Below are 20,537 nucleotides of genomic sequence, written 5' to 3' on the forward strand. Positions count from 1 at the left end.
AGTCATGGGCTGAGTTGATCGTTTAATACAGATGATATGGTAATTTCGCAGTTGGCTTGGTTGTAGAATTGTATGGGAATATTATGCAAACCTTAGTTTTAGTTGTTTATCTCCTAATTTGCTTGGCGATTATCGGCCTAATTATGCTGCAACAAGGCAAGGGTGCCGAAGCAGGCGCTTCTTTTGGTGGCGGTGCTTCGCAAACCGTGTTCGGTAGCCAGGGCGGTGGTAATTTCTTTTCGCGCCTTACCACTTGGTTGGCAGCAGTATTTTTCGTATTGGCATTTGGCTTAACCTATTTAGCCAAGCAGCAATCTACAGCAGATCTTATTGATCCAAGTCTTTTAGAGGCCGGTTCTAGCTTAGAAGCAATCCCACAATCCGATATTCCAAGCGTAGAGTTAGAAGAAGAGTCTTCTGATATTCCTGTTGTTGAAGATGCGGCGAATGATGCTGAAAACACAGCCTCTGAATCCGATATTCCAACGGTAATTGAAGACGAGACTTCTACCGAGTCTACGCCAAACAACTGATATGTAGTTGTATAGTTTGCCGAAAAAGCAGGTTAATACCTGCTTTTTTTATGTCTAAAATTTACAAAAGAATTCCAAGCTGCCGACTTTTTGTAAATGAAAGCGAGTATAGAGATTAAAGAGCGCTCAGAGTAGTTCACTTGCTTTAGGTACACTGTTTTCAGCAGCTTACTTCAGTCGATATTGTTCAAACAGTTTTAGTTCGTTAAAAACTCTCGGAGTTTTCCGAAAAGTTTTGCGCTCTGGCATTACACCTTGTATAAAAGTTGGTATCTCATTTGTATTATTAAGCATGAATTTAAAATCAATGGACTGCCCGCCCCAACATCAATGGATCAATAAGAGTACTCCAACGTGAAGATTTGTTATTTTGTTAATCAATACCCCAAAGTCAGTCACACGTTTATTCGTCGAGAAATTTTAGCGCTAGAAACCCTCGGTGCCAGCGTAGTTCGTATTGCAGCGCGTAATTCCCCAGAAGAGCTGGTAGACGAGACCGACAAAAGAGAACTCGCCAAAACCCGTTGCATCGCCATGGGCAACAAAAAATCATTACTGAAGTCCGGTTTCAAACAACTTGTTAAAGATCCTGTTGGTTTTTTTAAAGCTGCCATAGAAGCAATCAAGCTTGGTTTTAATGATCAAAGTCGCTACCTCTATAACTTCGTTTATTTACTCGAAGCCTGCGAACTCTTAAGAATTTGCGAAGAGCAACAAGTCGATCATGTTCACGCCCATTTTGGAACCAATTCCACATCGGTTGTAATGTTGTGTCGCTTATTGGGCGGCCCCAAGTACAGTTTTACCGTGCATGGCCCGGAAGAGTTTGATAAACCCATTCAGCTGTCTTTGGGTAAAAAAATAGAAAATTCAGCGTTCGTTGTTGCCATTACCTCTTTTTGCCGCAGCCAGCTTATGCGTTGGTGCAGTTTTGAACACTGGAAAAAAATAACCATCGTTCACTGTGCCGTTGATGATGAGCTACTTACAAAACCTCATAAGCCTATCACCTCGACAAACCGTTTTATTAATATCGGCCGGTTGAGTGAACAAAAAGGCCAACTGTTATTGGTTGAAGCCATGGCGCTTTTAAAAGAGCGGGGCGTGTCGGCACATATTTCATTAATTGGTGATGGTGACTTAAGAGCCGAAATTGAACGTACTATTGCTGTTCACGGTTTGGAAGAATACGTGAGCTTGTTAGGTTGGCGCTCAACAGCGCAAATTATCGAAGAGCTTGATAACGGTTCTGCCTTGGTGTTACCCAGTTTTGCCGAGGGTTTACCGGTTTCGATTATGGAAGCCTGTGCACGTAAACGGCCCATCTTAACCACCTATATTGCGGGCATACCCGAATTAATTGATGAAAACAGTGGTTGGTTAATTCCTGCGGGTGATGCAAACGCAATCGCCGACGCTATCGAAAACATCACTCAGCATTCTCTAGAGCAGCTTACAGCGTTAGGTGAATACGGTTTTCAGCGAGTTAGTGAAGAGCATGACAGTGTTCGAGAAGCGCAAAAATTATTGGATGCAATAAAATCATTGGAGGATTAGCGGTGTTAACACTTATATGCTGGTTGATTTTTATTGTTGTCGCCATACCGCTCGGGATTTTCGTCATCGAGTGTATTTGCTCTGTCTTTTATAAAGCACCCATCGTTCATGAAGAGCAATTTCACACAAATTCGAGTGTGATCTTAATTCCCGCTCATAATGAAGAGCAGGTGATTCGAAATACGTTAAACACCATTATTCCTCAGTTGGCCGATTCCGATCGAGTTTTGGTGATTGCTGATAATTGCAGTGATTCAACGGCCGACATTGTTCGTGAACTGGGATGCGATGTTACCGAACGATTCCATGAAACCGACCGAGGTAAAGGTTTTGCGTTATCACACGGATTAGAGGTATTAACGCCCAACCCGCCCGACGTAGTGATTATTGTCGATGCCGACTGCCAAGTTCAGCCTAGAGCAATCGCTCGAATCAAAGCTGCAACCTTACAATTTCAAAAACCGGTGCAGGCACGGTATTTATTGCAAAGCCCAGAGGGTGCAGGCATTAAAACCAAGGTCTCTGAATTTGCTGTTTTTATTAAGAATAAAATTCGCACCAAAGGTTTAAGTGTTTTAGGTGCGCCAATTCCTTTGCTGGGGTCAGGCATGGGTTTTTTGTGGCGAGATGTAACCTCAGTATCTTTAGCGTCTGGTGAAATTGTTGAAGACATGAAGTTGGGTATTGAATTGGCCGACCAAGGTCAGGGTTCTCTATACGACGACGGCGCGGTTGTATTAAGTGAATTGCCGGTAACCGAAGCGGCTCTTGCGAAACAGCGAGAGCGTTGGGAACACGGTCATATGGGTATGATTCAAAAATTTGCGCTGCCATTAATTAAAAATAGTCTTGCGCGAACCAACCCAAAACTATTACTTTTCGGCCTAGATTTAGCCGTGCCGCCGTTATCATTACTGTTAATGTTTGCCGTTGGCGTGTTTTTATTTTTCGCCTTTATGCAAATATTTATCGATTTACACGGATTATTATCAGCGGTGGCATGGCTGGTATTTGCTGTAATTTCTAGCGTATTTATTGTTTGGTTGCTCGCTGCACAACATATTTTAAAACCTTCGGAATTAATTCATATTCCTCTTTATGTATTATCCAAGCTTGGAGTGTACAAAGGTTTTGTTGAGAAAAAACAAACCACGTGGAATCGAACCGATAGACACTGAACGACGTTTTAGAATTATTATCTGAGGTGTATTTGTGATCCAGCTTATTCAAGGTGACATCACTAAAGCTCACGTTGATGCTATCGTGAATGCTGCTAACGGAGGCTTATTGGGCGGTGGCGGTGTTGATGGTGCAATTCACAAAGCCGCCGGCCCATCGTTACTAGAAGCCTGTCGGCAATTTCCTAAGCGCAATGGTGTTCGTTGCGAAACTGGCCAAGCCAAGATTACACCTGCTGGTGATTTATTGGCAAAATTCGTAATTCACACCGTTGGTCCAATTTATTCCAGCTGCGCAAATCCTGTGGAATTATTGCGAAGTTGTTATATCAACTCTCTGAACCTAGCGATAGAAAACGGTTGCCAATCAATTGCGTTTCCTGCGGTATCGTGTGGTGTTTATGGCTATCCCTTACAAGAAGCAGCAGACATCGCACTTGATGTTTGCAACTCGACGCCATTCATAGTGTTAGACATTCAATTCTATTTGTACGACAAAAAAACACTGTTGATTTGGCAACAAGCGTTTGAAGCTCTCGGTTAATAGTGGATTTATTCAACCTGATCCAATTTAGAAGACAAATGTTAGCGAATAGTGTTTTTAACCTTTTCTAGATCCAGCTGTTGACTGATTTCTCAATAAGTCGCTTTTCTTTACCTTATATTCTTTTAAAGGCTATTGCTCGCTGAGACAATAAGGCGCTTACTCGTTTCATAAAAGACTATTTTTAGGAGTTGGAATATGAAAACCGTGCTGATCTGTATAAAATTTATTACCCTTTTAATCGCTTTTTCCTCCAGTATCGTCTTCGCGCAAGCGCCCGCAAATCCTGCCAGCGAGGTTAAAATTATTGGTTTGGCCGAGCGTCAACAAACTCCTGAAAAAACCGAATTTTCAAAGACCTCCGCTATCTACCCTGAAGGCGCACCGTTTTCCGAGCTGGTACGTGTTGATAATACTTTGTATCTTGCGGGCATGATTCCGGTAAAACCAGGAACCCTAGAGTTGGTTGAAGGTGGAATTGTTGAACAGAGTCATCAGACACTTAACAATATAAAAGCTGTTTTAGAAGCAAACGGTTATTCAATGAAAAATATCGTTAAATGTACGGTAATGTTGTCTGATATTTCTCAGTGGTCGAAGTTTAATTCTATTTATAAAGAATATTTTTCCGCGCCTTATCCTGCACGCAGTGCTATGGGTGTTAAAGACTTGGCCCTAGGCGCTTTGTTAGAAGTGGAATGTATTGGTGCCGCGGTTTTGTAATTGCCGTCAATATTTAAACGCCTCTGATTGACGTATCTACGCGTTAATCAGAAAGCGGAAATTGACAGTGATTTCTACCAAATCACAATGGTAGTTATCAGTCTTTATTCAGATTGATGAATTATCTTAGCGTTGCTTAAATTAATGAATGGAATTACGTTTCTACTTGTACGTTCACAAGCTCAGCCAAAAAATTCCTGAGGCTAACAGATTCATTCGTATGACCTTACAAATATTCTAAACTTATTTTTCAACCATGTGCTTACTGTGTACAAGCTTTTCGAATTAAACCATTCGCAATGGGTGCATTGCCTCTCTGCAATTATCGTTTTAGGGTTTATACCCAGTTACACGGTTTCTTTTAGTTTTGTCCCCGTTCTTTATCATGTACATGCCGTAACCGCTTTTGCATGGTTAGCATTCGTCAATGTTCAGGCATATTCTGCACAACGAAACATGTTTAGATTTCATCGGTTTTTTGGCTATGCGACACTGGTTGCAGGATTAGCCTTTACAATTTCTACCGTTGCGGTATTTCTTAGCCGACTCAATGAAAAATTCGATAAACCCGCTATTTTTCACTTAGTGTATTGGTTGGATTTATTTTTAATACCAATGTTTATCGTGCTTTTTACGAGAGTCTTTTTATTCAGAAAAGCACCGCTAAAACATCGCGATATGGTAGTGTCGATGATGATGGTATTGCTGCCTCCAGGGTTGGGGCGTTTAATTTACACATTGTTTTTACATCCATTCAATTTTAATGTTCGATATTTTTACGAACTTATGTTATTGCTAACTCTGTTGATCATGTGTTTTTATGCAAAGACTTTTGGATGGTCGAGATCTATAAAATACGTTTTTAGTTTATTGGTTGTAGCATCTATAACATCGTATCCGGCAGTTTATAGTGGTTATTTTTAGGAAAAATAATGAAGCTGACTTTTATTGAAGGTAATTTAACAAATCCCGACGTTATTAAATTACTGCAAGAACACTTACACGATATGGAAATTACATCGCCGCCAGAAAGTCGGCATGCGCTTAATTTAGACGGACTAAAAGCCACCGGCGTTACCTTTTGGAGTGCTTGGTACGACGCAGAATTAAAAGGATGTTGTGCCATGAAAGAGTTAGATGCGCAGCATGGTGAATTAAAATCCATGCGAACGGCAACCTCAGCTCGTAAAGCTGGAATTGGTTCTATTATGTTGGAGTTTTTAATTGAGCAAGCAAAGTCTCGTGGCTATAAAAAGCTGAGTTTAGAGACCGGCACGCAACCGTTATTTTTTCCCGCACATGGGCTTTATGAAAAATACGGTTTTAACGAATGCGAGCCCTTTGCCGATTATGTGCTAGACCTGTATAGTCGGTTTTACACCAAAGAGCTTGATTAATTGTTTGATGGCGAGTGTGACAATCGCTGCTGTTAAGCTATTTTTAAATCTGTTATCGATTCAGCGGTGAGCATTAATTAGGTGTTATTAAAGCAACAAACACTGAGAAGCTCTGATTAATCTAGAGTCTCCAGCGAAGCATGGATATTTCGCCTATTTTAAAACGGTAAGTGATTTACTCAGGGGTCACTCTACTTTGTGTCGATGACAATGTTACGGAACGAGCTGCTATAACCGGTTCCGTAAAAGATCAATGGCGCTTACCGCTGCGTTTTTGTTTTTCTAGGGCTTTCTTTTCGGCCAGCGCCGCGGCTTTCTCTGCTCGGACTCTTGCAACTTCAATTTCTTCGGCTATTTTCATTTCCGGGGTTTCCAAGGTTAAATTACCAAGGCCACCGCTTCTGTAATCGTGTATTAATATTTCTGCGGCCTTATGAAAGTTAACTCGTCCACCGGCTGCTTTTGCGCCGCGCTTTTTACCAATGGCTTCTAATAAGGCAATATCCCAATCGGGATTTTCAAGATCAACCTGAACCTCCATTTGGTAGCGTTTAGCCAATACATCGGGCATTGCTTGGGCAAAAAATCGAATGGCATAAAGCGCAATGTCTTCATACTCAATGGCTGTGTCTCTGATGGCACCAGTTACCGCCAGACGATAACCACTGTTGGGATTTTCTACCTTTGGCCACAAAATTCCGGGCGTATCGTTAAGCACTATGTCATCGGCAATATGAATTTGCTGCTGAGCTTTGGTAACCGCGGGTTCGTTGCCAACCTTTGCCGCAGATCTTCCGGCAAGAGCGTTAATCAGAGTCGATTTACCTACATTGGGAATACCAATAACCAGTACCTGAATTTTGCGGGTTTTCGCAATGGTATTTGGCGCTAATTTGCGAATCAGGTCGAAAACCTGCTTGGTTTCTCCGGCATTGCGTGAGTTTATGGCAAGAGATTGAATGTTCTTTTCGGTGTTCAGGTGTGTCTTCCAGGCTTGCGTCATTTCTGGATCAGCCAGATCTGCCTTGCTCAATAACTTAATACACGGTTTTGAGCCTTTTAATTCGGCAATAACGGGGTTTTCGCTGCTGTAGGGGATACGAGCGTCGACGATTTCGATAATAACGTCGATCTTGGGCAGAACTTCTAGGATTTCTTTGCGGGCCTTATGCATATGGCCCGGGTACCAATTGATACTCATGGATTGCTCTAATCTTGTGGATTTACCTATTTAGGGCGATTGTAGCATTATTGTTAGGGCAATGATTAACGGCAGCTTCATTCTGGCAAATCACAACTTGGGTTGTGTGGTGTCAGACGGTACAATTTGCGCTTGCTATGTACTCCGGTTTTCCTGTATGAAAAAAGCCTTACCGTGGATCACGCTAACGTTAACAATCGTAGCAACCGTTCTCTTTCTGGTTGTAGACTTTGATGATCCTTTATATCAATCACTGTTGCTCTCCCGAAGTAATGGCTTTGATGGTTTTAGTTGGCTCAGTGGGCAGTTTCTGCATACGGATTGGAATCATTTTATTTTTGATGTTTTCGCCTTTTTAATTTTGGGGTATTGCATCGAATCCCATTCACGCATCATGTGGATGGTGACTTTGATTTTGGGCTTTTCTTCAATGGGTATTTGGTTTTGGTATCAAACCGAATTTAATTATTATGCAGGTCTGTCGGGTGCTTTAAATTGCTTTTTAGTGGTTGCACTTTATTCGTTGCGCGATACGCAATCGCTATTTCGCGGTAACGGATTATTGTGGTTATTATTTATTGGTGCATTAATTAAAAATTTGGTTGAGTTTAAAACCGGTGGTGCATTATTTTCATCAACGCGTTGGCGCAGTACACCCAGTTTTCACCTGGTTGGTCAATTAGTGGGTGTGTTTATTGTTTTAGTATTAACTGCTAGAAACCTTGTTCCCAAGCGTTCTTTATCGTCTGAATAACAGCGTTATTTTTAATGCTGAATTTTTTTAGCAACAAAACCATTTTGTCATGCCAAAATGAAAGGCGCCTCTGAACACCTTATTTATGATTTAAGTCGGCAGCTTATCCGTGTGTTGCCGAAAAGTCTTGGTTAATAAGACTTTTGTATTTTTATCTATATATCCTCATAAAAGAGGCGCTGATTAAATCGAAGTTACTTTAGCTAAAAGCCGTTAAAGTATATAACCAACGTATTGGGCGCCGTATAATTTCTTATTTCAACTTAAACTTGCCTTCTATGATGCTCAGGTTGGTGTCATCCATCTTATAGTTTTTAATCCTTGCTATGCTTAATTATTAGAGAAAACTTCTGATTAATGCGTTCTTGATTTAATTGGATGATAAAAATTGAAAATAAGATTTCCAGATTCTTCACAATTTCAATTACTTACAGTTTTGGTAATTAGCGATACATTCATGTATCGCAGGAAGCTCCGAGTGAATTAGGGTTTCTTAGAATTTAAGGCTCAAATTTTTCGATTCGATCAAGCTCACTTTTTTCGATGGCAGCTGTAAACAAATAAAAGACTGGGTCGATATATATTGAGTTAATGTTTTTTGTGAGTATGTACATTCGGTATTGCAACTTTGTACGGTAAGTTTCTATGAGAAAAACGGGTCCTGTTACAGGTCGTCAGATTACCCTGAATTCGGACGATCAACTGGTCACATCCACCACAACAAAAGGTGTTATTACCTTTTGTAACGACCGCTTTTGTGATGTTGCTGGCTATTCTAGAGAGCAACTTCTCGGCCAAGCGCACAATATTGTTCGTCATCCCGATATGCCGCCAGAAGCATTTTCTAAAATGTGGTCAGATCTTAAGGCCGGAAATCCGTGGATGGGGCTCGTTAAAAATCGCTGCTCCAACGGCGATCATTACTGGGTAGATGCTTATGTCACGCCAGTCAGTGATCAAGGTGAAATCCTAGGGTATGAATCGGTGCGTGTGGCGCCAACGCAAGAACAAATAGATCGCGCAGAATTAGCTTATGCTCGCCTTCGTTCGGGTAAGCCTGCTGTACCTATGATCACCAGTTTATGGGGCAAATTACGCAATTATATTTTGGTTTCATTGAGTATTTTCGTGGTTCTCATTTGCGGATTTCTTATTATTCACGACGTAGAATTTCTCACAGGTTTGATGGCGTTAGTGGCCAGTATTATTGCGGGCACGATATCCGTTAAGCTGTTGTCGGTGCCGCTTAAACGAACGCTGAAACAATCTCGTGAAACCATTTACGATCCATTGGCTGCGTATATTTATACCGGCAGAAGTGATATTTACGGCGAAATACTGTTAGCAACAGCCGCGCAAAAAGCTCGATTACGCACAGCGCTAGGCCGTTTTAACGAGGCCGCGCGGGAGCTTTTGGATAAATCCACTGCGGCGCAGACCGAAGTAGAAGCCAGTTTAGAAAATATGAATGCGCAGCAAAAAGAATCGTCTCAGGTTGCCGAATCAATGGGTCAAATGGCCGAGGCCGTTCAAGAAGTTGCCAGCGGGGTTAGTCAAACCAGTAATGCCACCGTTGACGCCATGAAAGAAGTGAAAAATGGCGAACAAGTATTAGTGGAGGCTAATCGAGAGATCGGCCAGCTTTCTAGCACGGTTACTGCTCTGTCTTCTGTGCTGGAAAACCTATCCGGCGGCAGCGCTAAAATCGCCAGTGTTATCGACGTAATTCGTGCCATTGCAGATCAAACCAATTTATTGGCGTTAAACGCCGCGATCGAAGCCGCTCGTGCTGGCGAGCAGGGACGAGGTTTCTCCGTGGTTGCCGATGAGGTTCGCTCGTTGGCGCAACGCACTCAAGAATCCACCCAAGATATTCAAATAATCATCGAAGAGTTAGGGAAAGCCACCACGGCCGCCGTATCGAGTATGGATTCCTGCCAAGAGTCTTCAAGCCGCAGTGTTGATCGTATCGAAAATGTGAATAACGCCTTAAAACGAATTGCCGAATCAGTAATGGGTATTGAAAAAATGTCCCATCAAATCGCTGCTGCCGCCGAAGAGCAATCCGCAGCGGCCAGTGAGGTCAACACAAATACTCGTAATATTTCCGATATTGCCAAAGTAACGCAGGACAAAGCGGCCGTGGCCGCGAGTTTGAGCGGACAGATGTCGGAATTAGCCGAGCGACAATTTTTATTGGTTGAGCGATTTAAATAAAAAAATTACTCTGTGTGGACGAATTTCGGATTAAATCACCGAAGAATTAATCTGAGCTTCTCGTTCTTTTCATAGGTGCTAATGGTGCCATGTACGTAATTGCTGCAAAGTTATTAATGATATTTTTGGTACTGTTACTCAAAGAAAATGAAGATGCGTTTAGTCTCTATAGGAATCCCTCATGAACTCAGCCATGGTCTCATCAGAGAGTAACAATAGACGATGAGGCTGCTAATTTTTTCACAATTTCAATTAATTGCTGTTCTTGAAATTGTTGATACGTTTCTGTATCACTGGAAATTTCAGCCAATCAGAGTTTCTTATGCGTAAAACTACCTTTAAAATAAGGTTTAAACGCATAAGTTCACACAGAATAAGTGGAATCAATGAGCTGCGAGCACTCTCAATCCTATCAAAAAGGAATTTTGGCACCGGTGCCGAACTTCGCTAAATTTATCACCTATACCCTAACCAGCGTCGATAACCTAGGTCAGTGTTTAGCTCAACTCGCTTTGCGTTGTGATGGCGAATCCGTGGTCTTAGCATTGAGCGCTAATCTCGTTGCGAAAATTAGCGCTGGTGCGAACATTCCGGGTTTAAAGGCAATGCCCGAGTTTTCTCACAATGGTTTATCGCTAACCCAAGATCAGGCCGATTTATTGATTTGGTTGCGCAGTAATGGTGACGGGGCAAGTATTGGCGATCTTGCTCAAAAAGCCTTGTCTATCGACTTATTACTGCAACCCAATTTTGCACTACACAGCAGTGTTGATTGCTTTAATTATAACAATCGAGATTTAAGCGGTTATGAAGATGGTACCGAAAACCCCGAAGGCGACAAAGCCATCGAAACCGCGTTTTTACAGCACGAAAACCCAGAATTAAATGGCAGCAGTTTTTTGGTCATACAAAATTGGCTGCACAATTTGAAAGAATTTAAGCAGCGTAGCCAAGCCGAGCAAGACGATACCATCGGTAGACGATTAAGCGATAACGAAGAGTTTGATGAAGCGCCAGAATCGGCCCATGTAAAGCGGACTGCCCAAGAAAGCTTTGATCCAGAAGCATTTATACTGCGCCGCTCCATGCCTTGGGTAAATGGTAATGAAAACGGCCTAATATTCGCCGCCTTTGCCGCCAGCTTCGACCCTTTTGAAGCCATTGTGCAACGAATGATAGGCGTCGAAGACGGACTTGTGGACAATCTATTTAGCTTCACCAAACCGCAAGGTGGTGGTTATTACTGGTGTCCACCGGTGAGTGAGGGTAGAGTAAACTTATCTGCAATTATTGCGCGTTAATAATTTCGATTGCATTAGTGTTTTTTAGAACTCGTTAATTAAATAAAAACGCTTAAACTTTCGAGGTTTTTTATTTGAGGGGCTCTCTGATTAAATCTTCCTTATTTAATCAGAGAATAAAGCTGAAAGTGCGAATTTCAGTGGGTGATACGCAATCAAGCGGTCGCTAATAAACGTATCAACACGTCCTTGTTTACAGAAAAGTCCCTTTTTCAGCGATTCCTAATGTTGCGGTAAATAATTCAGAGATCATTATGTTAAGAATCTACCTAATTATTTACCTAAACGTTTGAACGTGTTCACGTTCAAACGCCACTGTTTTTATCATAAATACCTAAGACTATTTAATCTATTACAGATGGTTACATGCTGTATTTGTGTTCAGAAAAATTTTGGTATTTCGAGATCGCTAGTTTGACGTTTACGCTAAGAATTTCTAAACAATAAGAAACTGATTTAATCAGGTTAATCGTTTAAATAAGATTTGAATAATGTACCAACTTCTTTATACGCTATACAAAAAATATTGTTTATCAGCGAGTTAACAGTGCAGAATTATTTTTTGTGAAAAACAGTTAAAGTGGAGAAGAATGTATTGAGCGGGAGATTTTACAGAGGAATGTAAGAAAAATAATTGCTGAGCTTATTTTTTTCAAGAACAAAAAAAGGCAAACCATTATGATTTGCCTTTTATAAAGCATTCAGTAATATTTATTAAAAACTCCAGCTTATTCTGTGTTTTTAATACGTTAACAACGTTTTATTAACTTCTGCTTTTTAAATTAATCGCGAACTGATCAAAGCTTATTATAAAGCAACGATGTTCTCGGCCTGTGGGCCTTTTTTGCCTTGAGTAACAGTGAACTGAACTTGTTGGCCTTCGGCCAAAGTTTTAAATCCTGAACTGGCAATAGCGCTGAAGTGCGCAAATACATCTGGGCCAGACTTTTGTTCGATAAAACCAAAGCCTTTAGATTCGTTAAACCATTTTACGGTGCCAGTAGTTGTATTAGACATAATAAATATCCTGTAAGGAAAAATAAAAGAGTACCCTAAATGGGCGTATATAAGCGGGAAATATAAATTGAAATTTACACGCTACAGGACGAAGAACTACAAAGACACGACGAAATGGAGGTAATAAAAACAGACTTACTTTCAAGCTGTGATGACTATATAGACCTCTATGTATAAAGTCAAACAATTTCTGAAATGTATGATAGCTAAGTTCCTCCAACTCTTTAACGCCGTACAAAATTAACCCTGTACAAATTAGTTTGTACAACAAGACTATGCACAGCAACAGCGGAATGATTGTTTGTTCAAAATTCCCAAAATCCTGTGAGACAGGTCATCGGAACTTCTAGATGAACCAGATAGATGAATCTGAATTTCGTTACTTGAGATGAGGTGAAATCATCAGCAAAAATATCATTAGCCGCAAACACTGAGCGTTACTGACTAATACGCTCTGGTAGGGCGAGAATTTATTGCAATACGAAGATATCTCGTTAATGTCTTAAACATTAGAACTGCTTTTATTGAAACACGAAAAACCAATACTGTTCAGACCTGTGTTTAAACAGATTTTCTGCGTTATTTCTATATAACTGTTTTAAGTGAATTTTTTCATAAGTTGATCACAAACTTTTAAGAAACACTTATAGATATTAGGCTTTTCCTAGCATCTGTTTATAAGGCCGATTTTTTAAAATCATTGTGATCTGGTTAACGCTTTTGGGAGGGTTTTACATGAAAAAGTGTTAAGCAAGTCATGCTCAGCCACAGATATGGCGGCTAGTATCTATTAAAAATAGAACGTGGTTGATTGGCTGCTGAGATGAATGTGATTAATAGACTTTGTTATTTGGTTTTAATCTGGTTTGGATTATTTTTATCCGGCTGTGCCGTCAATGTTCCTATTGATGCTTACAACGAATCAACCGGTGACGAACCCACGCATCAGTCGCACAGCAAAGTCGTTATCTTTGTGCCTTCGGAAGTCGCCGAAGAATCATTCGGTCAGGTTGGTGTTTTGGCGGTTGGCGTCTTATTGGATTGGAAATTAGCGGCGGGTGATGCCATTGCTGAGTCCTCCAAAAATTTCTTTGAAAATTATTTTTCTAATGTAGAAGTGCGACAAGAAAATTATAAACGTGGTGCTTGCGCTGACTGTGCATTAGCAGTTGTGCCACGTATCGATGCCGTTGATATCAATAAAATTACCATGCAAAGCAAGGTTGCTTTAAATTTTGAAATTTTCGATGGCGAAGGTGCAGAGGTTTTAAGTTTGCCCATTGCGGGTCATTCTAAGGTTATGACTTTGGAGCGTTTTGGTGTTGGTGTTGTCGCCGCAAGTGTTCCGGTCGTGAGTAGCTTTGCTGCAAACCGAGTTTTGTCTCATTCCGTTGAAGACGCCTTTGAAGATGCCTTTTGGAAATTGCATCAAGAAATGAAAAAACACACCGAAACCGGTGCTCTTGCACGCAACTGGTTGCCCAAAGAGTTGCGCAATAAAACCGAATACGGCCGTTATGAATTTTCTGCCGAACGAGCCATTATCGATGCGGGTTGCGAATTTCCTAACGACGGTTTGCGTCTAGTACAAACCGGCTTTGAAGAATTATACGAAGCCTACTGCTGGAAACGCGATCCGTTTTTGGTAAGTTGTAACGGCTCTAGCTGCAACCTAGTTTATCCAGAGCCGGATTTAAAAGACGTAAAAGGTTATGCGGTGGATTAGCAGCTTTGTGAACTAATACTATTATAATTGGTATTTTTCATGGTTTACCACGTTCTATTAATTCATAAGGTGCCCAATAAAGAGGATTTTTATTGCGAACTGTTGATCCGTTACTATTAATCCATGAAAGTTGGGTCATTCTTAATGCTTTATAAGGTTGGATTGGGTTTTCTGAGAATAAATTCCGGTAAAATTCAACTATAAACTCCTTTGCTATGTAATCGTTTAATGACCATAAACTAATAAGAACATCTTTTGCGCCTGCAATTTGAAAAGATCTAACCAAACCATAAACACTTTCGGTGTTATCTAGCTCTCCCTTGCCTGTATCGCAGGCGGAAAGTACCACCAGTGTGGTGTCTTCAAGATTAATGCCTTGTATTTCGAACGAGTATAAAATTCCGTCTTCGCCAGTAGTGCTGAGCTTTCCATTCGATCCTAAATTTGCTCCCGCGAGAGCAAGTCCAGACAGAGTTAATGGGTTTTCTGTTTTGTTTTGATTAGGCTCCTTGAAAAAGCCGTGAGTTGCAAAGTGTAATATTTCAGGACTTGTTACGAGTGATTTAACCGAGTGTTCTTCAGTTAAAATATTTTTCTCTCTGTAGCTCAAGTGATTTTCGGAAGTTAGGCTATTTTCATAATAATTATAAATTTCATTTATTTCACTGCCGCTAAAGTTTAGAGCTTTATATGGTTCATAATCATACTCAAAAATTGATGCGTCTATATTTTCGTTTGAGTCTGTTACGGTGCTCTCGCTATAAGTATTAAAATTGATGCCACCTACTGCCACAATACCTTTCCCTGCTTTTTCTCCATGTGAATCGAGAAGATGTCTTCCTGTACGAACTCTACGGATTTCCTGTCGTTGAATCCAATATGTTGAATTCGGTAAAATTAATGCTGTTAGTGGTATAAGGTTTAAAATTCCATCTGTTGCAATATATAGAGCTTCCTGGTCGGCCAGCTCTTCATCAATGGACTGAAATAATACATTATATATTTCCTTACTAATCTGCTTGTTATTAGGAGCCTTACGGAATTCTTCTATTAATAACTTTGTATTTTCCACAGGGCCTAGATCGGTAATTTTCAGGCATTCTTCCTCGTTGCAATTATTTTTTATTATTAATGCAGCCCAGCGCTGTTCGGCTTCTTCACCTGTAGAGAAATCTATTCTGTTGTATGTCCTAATTTCGACTAAAGCGGATTTTAGAGGAAGTCTTTTTTTAACGTCCAGCCAATGTGTCTCTTTTGTACTTAGGTATTTGTGTTGATCAAAGCTAGTCTTTGACAATTCAACGTACGCTCTATCACGTTCACGTATTTTTTTATTTAGTAGCACTGCTTCCGGTTCATTTAAAGCTAGTAAGTAGCTTATGTCCGATTGAAGTAGGGAGATCTCATCCAGCAGCTGATTTGTTTTTAAATCATAATTATTGCGGGCATTCTTTGCGATGTGCGATTCAAGTTCGTTGGTAACTTCTCGCCAGTGCAATATTGTATTTGCGGCGAGCTGCTTTATGTCAAAGTTTGTTTGGTTTAAAGATGTGGCGAGCGTAAATATAATGTTTTGTGTTTTTAAATTTGTTGAAAGTAGTTCTCTTTTGCTTTTTTCTTTTAGCGTGCCTGGTAGTTCAATATCTATGTAAGTTAGTAAATCTGATTCCAATAATTTTAGATTGGTTGTAGCTTTTTTAATTTGATTGTTTTTTATAAGTTCGACAGCTAATTCCTGACGAACAGATAGTGTGAAGGGGTGCGTTTCTCCAAACAAATTCGAGGCATCTTCAGATAGATCATTGAACTGTTGGGTGAAGATTTGATCTGGGCTTGATTTTTTTTGTAAATTGAATAAATCCCGTTTTTCGTACAATATAAAAGGATCGTTTTCAGGCAATTGTAGATTTTTTAATATTTCTAGATTTCTTTGATGGATTTTTTCTGCCTCATCATTCTTTCCTTCTAATATGTAGACTGATGCGAGTTTGGAGTTACAAAGTACCTCGTGTACAACATTGTTCGAATACTTGCTATTCGTTATAGTCTCCCGAGCAGTAAGATAAAATGACTTGGCTTCTTCAAAATTGCCATTTTTAGCATCAAGCAAACCCATATTGAAATTACAAGCTTGTATTGGTTGCAGAGATATATTCTTTGTATTTTTGATCTCAGTGTATAAAATATTTGCTTCTTTTGATCTGTTTTGTTCGAAATAAATGTCAGCCAATATCAATTTATTAAAGTATTGCGCATTACTTATTTCAGCCGTACTTAAATGGTTTTTTTGTTTAAGTAGATCAGAAAGTTTTAATGCTAATAGTTCTGCTTCACCATAGCGCCCCATTTCTTTATAAAGGTGAATGCGAGAGTCATATAGTAAAATATTATTTCTTGATAGGGGGGCTGATTTTTTTTCAATTAAATCTAATATCTGATTGTATCTAGCCTCTGCTAATGAATAATGTCCTCCTGAAACATAAATAGTTAACACATTTTGTAAACTTATTAAAGTGTTTGGGTGGAGTAGTCCGTGGTGATATTCGGAGTAGTCAAATAATTTCTCCCCTAATTTTGCTGCCAAATCTAAGTTTCTGTTTTCATATAGTGCTTGTCCAAATACGAGATAAATTTCTGATAACAAACCAATGTTTTCATTTGGCTTTTTATTAAAATTCAAATCTAGTTTTGCCATTAGGCGTTCTATGGAATTATTTGAGTTATTTGAGTTATTTGAGTTATTTGAGTTATTTGAGTTATTTGAGTTATTTGAGTTATTTGAGTTATTTGAGTTATCTGAGTTATTTGAGTTATTTGAGTTGTGTATTCTGACACTTAAAGAAATAGCTTGACCATACATGTCCTTAAGATTACTTGGTGTTGGATTTGCGTCGAATATTCCCGCAATTCCATTTAATGCTATTAAATTGGTTTGCTTGTATTTTCCTTCATGATGTTGAAAATATTGAATTAATGCTTCACTTAGTTGTATCGCTGATGTGAAGTCTTTTTTATCTCTAAGAAGACTTCCAAAGTGAATGTATACAGTCATCAAGAAAAGAAAATTTTCATCAGGATTCTTTTCGAATTTGCTGTTTAAATCTTTAATTAGGTTGGTCGTATCGTTCCCATTTGTATAGTTTATGTGTTTGATTAATTCTGAGTGCTTATTCTTTAATGTGGTATATTTTTCATTGTGGTGTTCTTGATAGCTTGAGTACGCTTCTTCTAGTTCATTTAATAGATCGGAGTTATTCTCTATTAATAATTGACCATATTTTTGTTCTATTTTAAAAAGTAATAAAAAGTTTTCTCTAGGATTCTTATCGAAATTTTTGTTGAGTTTGTCAAGCAATTCTTCGGTGGTAATATCTTTCGAAAAGTACTCAGGATGTTTATCGATGGGTATTTTGTTTTGCGCATGGGACTTTAATGATAGTAGTGCAATAAAAACAATAACGAAATAGTTTTTCATTTTGATTTTTCCCAAAATTGCCAATATGGATCTAGCCCAGATTTTTTATATGGTTTGCGTGCGGTTTGTTGCATAAATTAATACCAATTCTCGATTTTAAATGGACTATAATTTATAAATATTTCTATACGCAGGATTGCGAGGTATAATTCTTGATAGTTCTACTGCTGAAACAGGTATTATCGTTACCGGTATGCTGCCTAGATTTTCTGTGTTAATTAAATATATGTGCTCAGAGTTTTTAAATAGAAGTCTATATTTTGCATCTTTTAAGTTTGATGAAATTGATTCTGGTATTGATTCAGAAGTATCTTTTTTTAACCAAATTCTTATATTTGGAAATGCGCCAAATGACTCTTTTTTTTGTTTGTATAAATCGTTGTTCGCGGCATTGGCGCCTAACACGTAAGCACCGATGTAGGACGTTGAAAATAAAAACAACGAAGCAACAAATAAAATGTCTTTATTTTTTTTCCATAAAAAGAAAAGAGGAGCTGAATATAAAAATATGCAGAATACAATCGCCGGCCAATAATTTATTAATGAATGCAGTCCGTAAATTATGTAAAAATCCACCGATATGTTTAACTCTATAGCGCTCAGGCCAAAATATCTGAAATAATTCGAAGCGTAGGACCAACCAATAAGATAGACAAAGGCACCTGCGAGAGCGGCTAAGGTTGCAAAATGAGTAAAAGCTGTCTTGACTAATGTTTGAGCTGTCATTTCTATAACTGCTGACTGAAGGCCGGTCTGCTTAAAAATAGAGTTCGTAGGTTTAATATGTTGGATGCCTGTATATTCAGCTTTGGGTGCTGATAAATATTTTATTGTTTGTCATTCTCTCCTCTAATTCCTGATTGTGCAGGTGGCGATTTTAGGCTACAAGGTTGGCAAAGCCCAGTTCCCTCTGAAAGCTGTTTAAATTGAGGTTCATTTATTTTTTCTCTATGATTCTCTAAATCGCTTTTACACATTGTAAATTTATCATTTAGAGTTGTTTGAATTACGCAGTCATACCATATTTGGTCTTCGTTATTTATCAGGCAAAAACATTTTTCAGAATTAAATATTTCATCAGCCTTTGAAGTTTGGTAAATGAAGAAAATAAAAAATGCTAACAATAATCGTTGTGATTTTTCTACGAAAGATAAATAGCTTTGTGTGTGGAATGATGTAGGTTGTTGAATGTTTTTTTTTACGATAATACCCTGCGTGACTTTATTAGTATTAACTAGGGTAATAACTTTAAAAAATAATCTATTGTAGTCCACTGTTGCTCCCTAAAAAGGTTGAGTTATCTTAATTTTCTTGGCTTTTGTGAGTGTCAAATAATTATTTAGGTTGTTGTTAATTTATTCTGCTGTTTCGACCGAATACTATTGAAAACTCTAAAGAGCTATACCTGTTTGATGCTTACAGTATGGAGCTATGAACTGTCTTAATGGGCTAGATTTTGAGACTACACTCGCAATATTTGTTTGTAAATGGATTTTGAACGAAGTTATAAAGTGTATTGAGCATGCAAATAATGATCTGCCTGCTCTTCCTTTTCGGTTTTGGATGAGGTTATTCCGTTACGGATTAATTCCGTGTGACATTCTTAGAATTTTGTAAATTATACTTGCCTCAACCGCTCAATTCTCATACAATTCGCGCCCCTAAATGACCGTCGATTTTTTGGGTTGTCGGTCCTCCTTGCTTCACCATTTTTTTTGGGAAGCTTAACCCGTAAGGAGCATTCATGCGTCACTACGAAATTATCTTTTTGGTTCACCCGGACCAAAGCGAGCAAGTACCTGGTATGGTAGAGCGCTACACCGCGTCTATCAACGAGTCTGGCGGTCAAGTTCACCGCATGGAAGACTGGGGTCGTCGTCAACTTGCTTACTCAATCAACAAGATTCACAAAGCACACTACATTCTTATGAATGTTGAGTGTTCACAAGACATCTTGGATGAGTTAACCACTACTTTCCGTTACAACGATGCAGTATTGCGTCACATGGTTGTTCGCTGTGATGAAGCTATCACTGGCGAGTCTCCAATCATGAAGGCTGAGCAAGAAGGCCGTGAGCGCAAAGCGCGTCGTGAAGAGCGTCAAGCTCGCGAAGAAGCTGCTTCTGAAGAAGATGATTCTGATGAAGTTGATGACAACCTTTCTAGCGATGATGACGAATAAGGAGATATCCCATGGCACGTTTTTTCCGTCGTCGTAAGTTCTGCCGCTTCACCGCTGAAGGCGTAGATCAAATCGATTACAAAGATTTGGAAACTTTAAAAGCCTATGTTACTGAAACAGGCAAAATTGTTCCAAGTCGCATCACCGGTACACAAGCTAAGTATCAGCGTCAGCTTTCTACTGCTATTAAGCGCGCTCGTTACCTTGCTTTGTTGCCTTACACTGACAGTCACGAATAAGAGAGGATTAACGAGATGGAAGTTATTCTACTCGATAAAGTAGGCAAACTTGGTGGTATTGGTGATAAAGTTAACGTCAAGCCTGGCTTTGGTCGTAACTTCTTAATTCCACAAGGTAAAGCTCTAGCAGCTACTGCTAAAAACGTTGCAGATTTTGAAGCTCGCCGCGCTGAACTTGAAGCTGTTGCTGCTGAGAAAACCGCTTCTGCACAAGCGCGTGCAGCGAAATTGGTAGAGCTTGATACCGTTACTATCACTGCAATTGCTGGTGATGAAGGCAGATTGTTTGGTTCTATCGGTACTCGCGACATCGCTGATGCAATTACTGCTGCTGGCGTTGAAGTAAGCAAATCTGAAGTGAAGTTACCTGAAGGTGCTTTACGTGAAGTTGGTACTTTCGAAATCGATATCCAATTGCACACAGAAGTTACTCAAGTAATCAAAGTAGCAATTAGCGCAGAATAATGCGTGAAGTCTCTCAAACACGGTTTGA

Annotated in this window: 19 protein-coding genes; 14 read left to right on the forward strand and 5 right to left on the reverse strand. The window is 39.5% G+C overall.

What is annotated here, in order from left to right:
- The first annotated feature begins 83 nt into the window (after window positions 1-83).
- From secG to ACYQ28_RS01595, 7 genes are all read left to right on the forward strand, one after another.
- Window positions 84-533: a preprotein translocase subunit SecG gene (gene secG / locus ACYQ28_RS01565; protein WP_460047584.1), complete on the forward strand. Its 450-nt coding sequence runs from the start codon at window positions 84-86 to the stop codon at window positions 531-533.
- A 354-nt stretch (window positions 534-887) separates the two neighbouring features.
- Window positions 888-2,090: a glycosyltransferase family 4 protein gene (locus ACYQ28_RS01570; protein WP_460047585.1), complete on the forward strand. Its 1,203-nt coding sequence runs from the start codon at window positions 888-890 to the stop codon at window positions 2,088-2,090.
- Between the two features lie 2 nt (window positions 2,091-2,092).
- Window positions 2,093-3,268, forward strand: coding sequence for a glycosyltransferase family 2 protein (locus tag ACYQ28_RS01575; RefSeq protein WP_460047587.1), 1,176 nt, complete (start codon window positions 2,093-2,095; stop codon window positions 3,266-3,268).
- A 34-nt stretch (window positions 3,269-3,302) separates the two neighbouring features.
- Window positions 3,303-3,812: an O-acetyl-ADP-ribose deacetylase gene (locus ACYQ28_RS01580; RefSeq protein WP_460047589.1), complete on the forward strand. Its 510-nt coding sequence runs from the start codon at window positions 3,303-3,305 to the stop codon at window positions 3,810-3,812.
- 198 nt (window positions 3,813-4,010) lie between these two features.
- Window positions 4,011-4,535, forward strand: coding sequence for a Rid family detoxifying hydrolase (locus ACYQ28_RS01585; protein ID WP_460047591.1), 525 nt, complete (start codon window positions 4,011-4,013; stop codon window positions 4,533-4,535).
- 267 nt (window positions 4,536-4,802) lie between these two features.
- Entirely contained in the window at window positions 4,803-5,459 is a 657-nt protein-coding gene (locus ACYQ28_RS01590; RefSeq protein ID WP_460047593.1) for a hypothetical protein, read from the forward strand.
- A gap of 8 nt (window positions 5,460-5,467) precedes the next feature.
- A complete protein-coding gene (locus ACYQ28_RS01595; RefSeq protein WP_460047594.1) occupies window positions 5,468-5,932 on the forward strand; it encodes a GNAT family N-acetyltransferase in 465 nt (154 codons plus the stop codon).
- A 250-nt stretch (window positions 5,933-6,182) separates the two neighbouring features.
- Here ACYQ28_RS01595 and ylqF read toward each other — a convergent pair whose 3' ends face one another.
- The gene (gene ylqF, locus ACYQ28_RS01600) at window positions 6,183-7,133 is read right to left on the reverse strand and encodes a ribosome biogenesis GTPase YlqF (protein ID WP_460047596.1); all 951 of its coding nucleotides are present in this window, start codon (window positions 7,131-7,133) and stop codon (window positions 6,183-6,185) included.
- A 157-nt stretch (window positions 7,134-7,290) separates the two neighbouring features.
- On the opposite strand from ylqF, the gene ACYQ28_RS01605 reads away from it, so the two are divergent.
- The 3 genes from ACYQ28_RS01605 to ACYQ28_RS01615 all read left to right on the forward strand — a co-directional run bounded on the left by ACYQ28_RS01605 (window position 7,291) and on the right by ACYQ28_RS01615 (window position 11,405).
- On the forward strand, window positions 7,291-7,887 hold the full coding sequence (locus ACYQ28_RS01605; protein WP_460047597.1) for a rhomboid family intramembrane serine protease: 597 nt from the start codon (window positions 7,291-7,293) through the stop codon (window positions 7,885-7,887).
- 645 nt (window positions 7,888-8,532) lie between these two features.
- Window positions 8,533-10,104 (forward strand): methyl-accepting chemotaxis protein, encoded by a 1,572-nt coding sequence (locus tag ACYQ28_RS01610; protein ID WP_460047599.1) that lies wholly within the window; start codon window positions 8,533-8,535, stop codon window positions 10,102-10,104.
- Window positions 10,105-10,490: 386 nt separating this feature from the next.
- Entirely contained in the window at window positions 10,491-11,405 is a 915-nt protein-coding gene (locus ACYQ28_RS01615) for a Dyp-type peroxidase (protein ID WP_460047600.1), read from the forward strand.
- 807 nt (window positions 11,406-12,212) lie between these two features.
- Here the strand turns inward: ACYQ28_RS01615 and ACYQ28_RS01620 are convergent.
- On the reverse strand, window positions 12,213-12,422 hold the full coding sequence (locus ACYQ28_RS01620) for a cold-shock protein (protein ID WP_460047602.1): 210 nt from the start codon (window positions 12,420-12,422) through the stop codon (window positions 12,213-12,215).
- An 829-nt stretch (window positions 12,423-13,251) separates the two neighbouring features.
- On the opposite strand from ACYQ28_RS01620, the gene ACYQ28_RS01625 reads away from it, so the two are divergent.
- Complete coding sequence (locus ACYQ28_RS01625; RefSeq protein WP_460047603.1) at window positions 13,252-14,148, forward strand: hypothetical protein; 897 nt, start codon at window positions 13,252-13,254, stop codon at window positions 14,146-14,148.
- Window positions 14,149-14,185: 37 nt separating this feature from the next.
- Here the strand turns inward: ACYQ28_RS01625 and ACYQ28_RS01630 are convergent, their stop codons facing one another.
- The 3 genes from ACYQ28_RS01630 to ACYQ28_RS01640 all read right to left on the reverse strand — a co-directional run bounded on the left by ACYQ28_RS01630 (window position 14,186) and on the right by ACYQ28_RS01640 (window position 18,897).
- Window positions 14,186-17,623, reverse strand: coding sequence for a CHAT domain-containing protein (locus tag ACYQ28_RS01630; RefSeq protein ID WP_460047605.1), 3,438 nt, complete (start codon window positions 17,621-17,623; stop codon window positions 14,186-14,188).
- Between the two features lie 105 nt (window positions 17,624-17,728).
- Window positions 17,729-18,349 carry a hypothetical protein gene (locus ACYQ28_RS01635; RefSeq protein WP_460047606.1) on the reverse strand — a complete coding sequence of 207 codons (621 nt, stop codon included), beginning with the start codon at window positions 18,347-18,349 and terminating at the stop codon, window positions 17,729-17,731.
- Window positions 18,350-18,450: 101 nt separating this feature from the next.
- Entirely contained in the window at window positions 18,451-18,897 is a 447-nt protein-coding gene (locus ACYQ28_RS01640) for a hypothetical protein (RefSeq protein ID WP_460047608.1), read from the reverse strand.
- Window positions 18,898-19,367: 470 nt separating this feature from the next.
- Here ACYQ28_RS01640 and rpsF point away from each other — a divergent pair, with 470 nt between their 5' ends.
- The 3 genes from rpsF to rplI are packed head-to-tail and all read left to right on the forward strand — an operon-like array spanning window position 19,368 to window position 20,509.
- Window positions 19,368-19,805 (forward strand): 30S ribosomal protein S6, encoded by a 438-nt coding sequence (gene rpsF / locus ACYQ28_RS01645; RefSeq protein ID WP_460047609.1) that lies wholly within the window; start codon window positions 19,368-19,370, stop codon window positions 19,803-19,805.
- An 11-nt stretch (window positions 19,806-19,816) separates the two neighbouring features.
- Complete coding sequence (gene rpsR, locus ACYQ28_RS01650; RefSeq protein ID WP_460047610.1) at window positions 19,817-20,044, forward strand: 30S ribosomal protein S18; 228 nt, start codon at window positions 19,817-19,819, stop codon at window positions 20,042-20,044.
- 15 nt (window positions 20,045-20,059) lie between these two features.
- Window positions 20,060-20,509 (forward strand): 50S ribosomal protein L9, encoded by a 450-nt coding sequence (gene rplI / locus ACYQ28_RS01655; RefSeq protein ID WP_460047611.1) that lies wholly within the window; start codon window positions 20,060-20,062, stop codon window positions 20,507-20,509.
- Window positions 20,510-20,537 lie beyond the last annotated feature (28 nt).

The organism is Sessilibacter sp. MAH1, from assembly GCF_054658315.1.